The organism is Peptoniphilus indolicus ATCC 29427, assembly GCF_000227315.1.
Taxonomy (GTDB): Bacteria; Bacillota; Clostridia; order Tissierellales; family Peptoniphilaceae; genus Peptoniphilus; species Peptoniphilus indolicus.
On the sequence record NZ_JH165063.1, the window covers coordinates 91,565 to 94,638 of the forward strand.

General features: G+C 26.3%; 3 protein-coding genes. 1 reads left to right on the forward strand and 2 read right to left on the reverse strand.

What is annotated here, in order from left to right; genetic code table 11:
• On the forward strand, positions 1 to 830 hold an 830-nt coding region (locus HMPREF9129_RS07155; RefSeq protein WP_004821993.1), incomplete at its 5' end, for a carbon-nitrogen hydrolase family protein.
• 563 nt (positions 831 to 1,393) lie between these two features.
• On the opposite strand, the gene HMPREF9129_RS07160 is transcribed toward HMPREF9129_RS07155, so the two are convergent.
• The gene (locus HMPREF9129_RS07160) at positions 1,394 to 1,954 is read right to left on the reverse strand and encodes a hypothetical protein (RefSeq protein WP_004821994.1); all 561 of its coding nucleotides are present in this window, start codon (positions 1,952 to 1,954) and stop codon (positions 1,394 to 1,396) included.
• A 260-nt stretch (positions 1,955 to 2,214) separates the two neighbouring features.
• Positions 2,215 to 3,074 (reverse strand): YcdB/YcdC domain-containing protein (locus HMPREF9129_RS07165; RefSeq protein WP_004821997.1); only part of this gene is annotated, 860 nt, incomplete at its 5' end.

Sequence of the window (3,074 nt, forward strand, 5' to 3'; positions counted from 1 at the left end):
TTATTTTGATAGGAGATTTTATGACAAGAAATTTTAAAATTGCACAAGGGCAATTTAAATTATTCAATAAAGAAACCGAAAAAAATTTGGAAAAAATTAAAGAACTCACTATCAGAGCTAGTAATAAAAATTGTAAGCTGATAATGTTTCCTGAATATTCATATACAGGTTATATAGGTTCAAAAATAGAATTACAGAAAATAGCAGAAACTAAAAATGATTTTTTTGTATCAGAAATGAGACGTTTAGCAAGAGAAAATAAAATTTATATATATGCAGGCTATCCGGAATTAGATGAAATAATTCCTGGTAAGATATACAATTCTGCTATATTTGTAAATGATGAAGGAAATATTATAAGTAATATGAGAAAAGTCTATTTGTGGGGAAAAGAAAAAAACATCTATTGTTCCGGAGATAAATTTCCTGTAGTAAAAACTAAATTTGGCAATGTAGGTTTGCAGATTTGTTATGATATAGAATTTCCAGAACCTTCGAGAATACAAATGCTTAAAGGAGCTGAAATAATATTGAATATATCTTATTGGTCAATGAAAGCAAAAGATAGATGGTATTTAGATCTACAAGGGAATGCTCTTTATAACTTGATATTTATTGCCGGAGTTAATGCAATAGATGAAAATTTATGTGGCAGTTCAATGATTGTAGGCCCGGATGGTTCAATTGTAAATAAGGCATCTGAAACAGAGGAAGAACTTCTAATAACGGAAGTAGATTTAGATTATGTCATTGAAATGAGAGCTAATTTACCATATATTAATGATTTTAAGAAAGAAACTTTTAATATGGACGCTGTAAATAAATATTAAGGGGATGTTGTAAAAGTCTTAAAATCAAAAAAAGATAAAGAAACTAATAATGGGGTCCTAAAAATGCGGATGTTATATCAGATACATTAAGAAATATTCATATCTGTTTTAAGACTGTGTAAAATTTTGTGTATGGAACCCTCCTGATTAGAATAGACAAAAACTAATTAGGAGGGGATTTATGCCAAGGGAGACCGGAATTAAGAGGTGTCAAAATAGCGAAAATGTTAATTGAAGAATATCAACTGTAAAATGTACAAGATATTAAACAAGCATTAAAAGAATTTTTGGCAACTACAGTTGTGTGTAAGTTCTTGCAAGAATAATTGTTAAGAACTATCCACATATTTCAAATATCCGGTAGATATAAGAAAGTTAATATATACGCCAGGGAAAACTTCAATAGACAACTAAAAAAGCAACCAATAATAAAGCTATATTTCCAAACTATTATACCTCACAAAAAGTTTGGATTTAGGTTGATACACAAAATTATTTACAGATTTATATTTTTCTATTTTTTATAACAGCATTATATATGAGATGGAGTATTTCATCTGCACTTATATTTTGATTTTGAAAAGATTCATTTTGTCATATATGCCTTTTGATTTAGCTATATAATAATATGCTAAATATTCTTTTTCTATATTATCATAATCTTTAAAAATTGTTTTATCCCAAATTTCAGTTGTATTTTTAAAATTATTAATACCTTTAGAGTTTAAAATCCATTTTATCGCATTTTTATAAGTTAAGATATTTTCTAAGTCACTTTGATTTAGGTCTTCATATTGAGATGGAATAAATGAGTAATCGATGGCTTTTGTTGTTACCGAGTCTATTGATTCCATCAAATTTATAAATTCTTTTATTGTAATGCTCCTTTGTAAGTCTTTTAAATTATAAAATCCAATTCCAAGGTCTGTTAGCATGGTTATTTCATCTTTATATTTTGATTTTTCCAGATTTTCATAATTTATTTCCGGATTTTGAATTTCATCACCAACGATTGAGATAGGTGTACCATCACTAGCTCTTAAAATAGTGTTGCCATTTTTATATGAGTAAATTAGAGTTGGTTTGCTTCCAACATATCCATAACTTAAACCAAAATCATTCATCGCAAATTCTTTAGCTTTTTCTAAATTTATAATATTAGATTTAGCTGGAAATTTAGCGTTTGAGAAATTAGTTTTATAATCGAAAACTTTTTTACTTGAATTATCAACTAAAATAGTAATTCCTTCAGAATAAACGGCAATATTATTTTCAATTCTTGGATATAAAATGGTTGTTATTCCTTCAGAAGATAAAGTAACAGGGTTATTTTCATCTATATTTTTAGCGTGTTTAAAATTTTTTAGAAATTTAGAAGCTAAATTTATGGCTTCTTTTTTGAAATTTCAGAATCATTATCAGTATTGATTGTATATTCATTAAATGATAGTAGGCTTAAGTCTTTTGCATCAACGCTTACACTAATAGATCTTATAGAACTATCTTTAGGTGTAGAATAGTAGAAAAGATAGTAGTAGTTTTTATTTTTATCTAACATAAGTTGTTTGGAATCAAGCTTTAAATCTTTAGTGTTAAAATTTTTTTTAATGAAAGATTGAACTTCTTTTTCAGGTTTTAAATTCTTAATTTTTTCAATTTCAGTTATTTCAACATCATTTAACGCTAAAGTTCCATCAGTTTTTGAGGAATCTTTGTAATTATTATTATAAGTTACTATTGGCTTAGCAGTTGTAGCATCTAAGGGCTTTGTATCTAATAAGTGAGTATATACAAGCGTACCAATTTGTTTTTTCTCATCTCCGGTAACTAAATAAGAAAGCCTTAAAGGATTTGTATTTTCAATATTTGAGAATATATTCTTTTTTGGAAGAGCATCTTCAAGTTTTGGAAAATTTTCATCTTTAAATTTTGAACTTGAATTTGTTCTTTCAAAAGAACATACAGACTTACTATTAAAAAATACATCTATAGTTATGCTATCATTAGATATTATGGTATCATTTACATACCTATTAAAGTATAAAGTAGAACTTCCATTTTTAACATAGGTTTGTATATCTCGTAGTCTATATTGTTTAATTAGATTAGGATCTAATTTATTCATAAAATCTGAGGCTATTTTTATAGTTTCTTCTTTTGTTAAAAATTTAAATTCATCTTTTTTGTCAGAATAATTTACATCATATTTGAATATATTTCCTGATGTATCTGTACTGACATTAT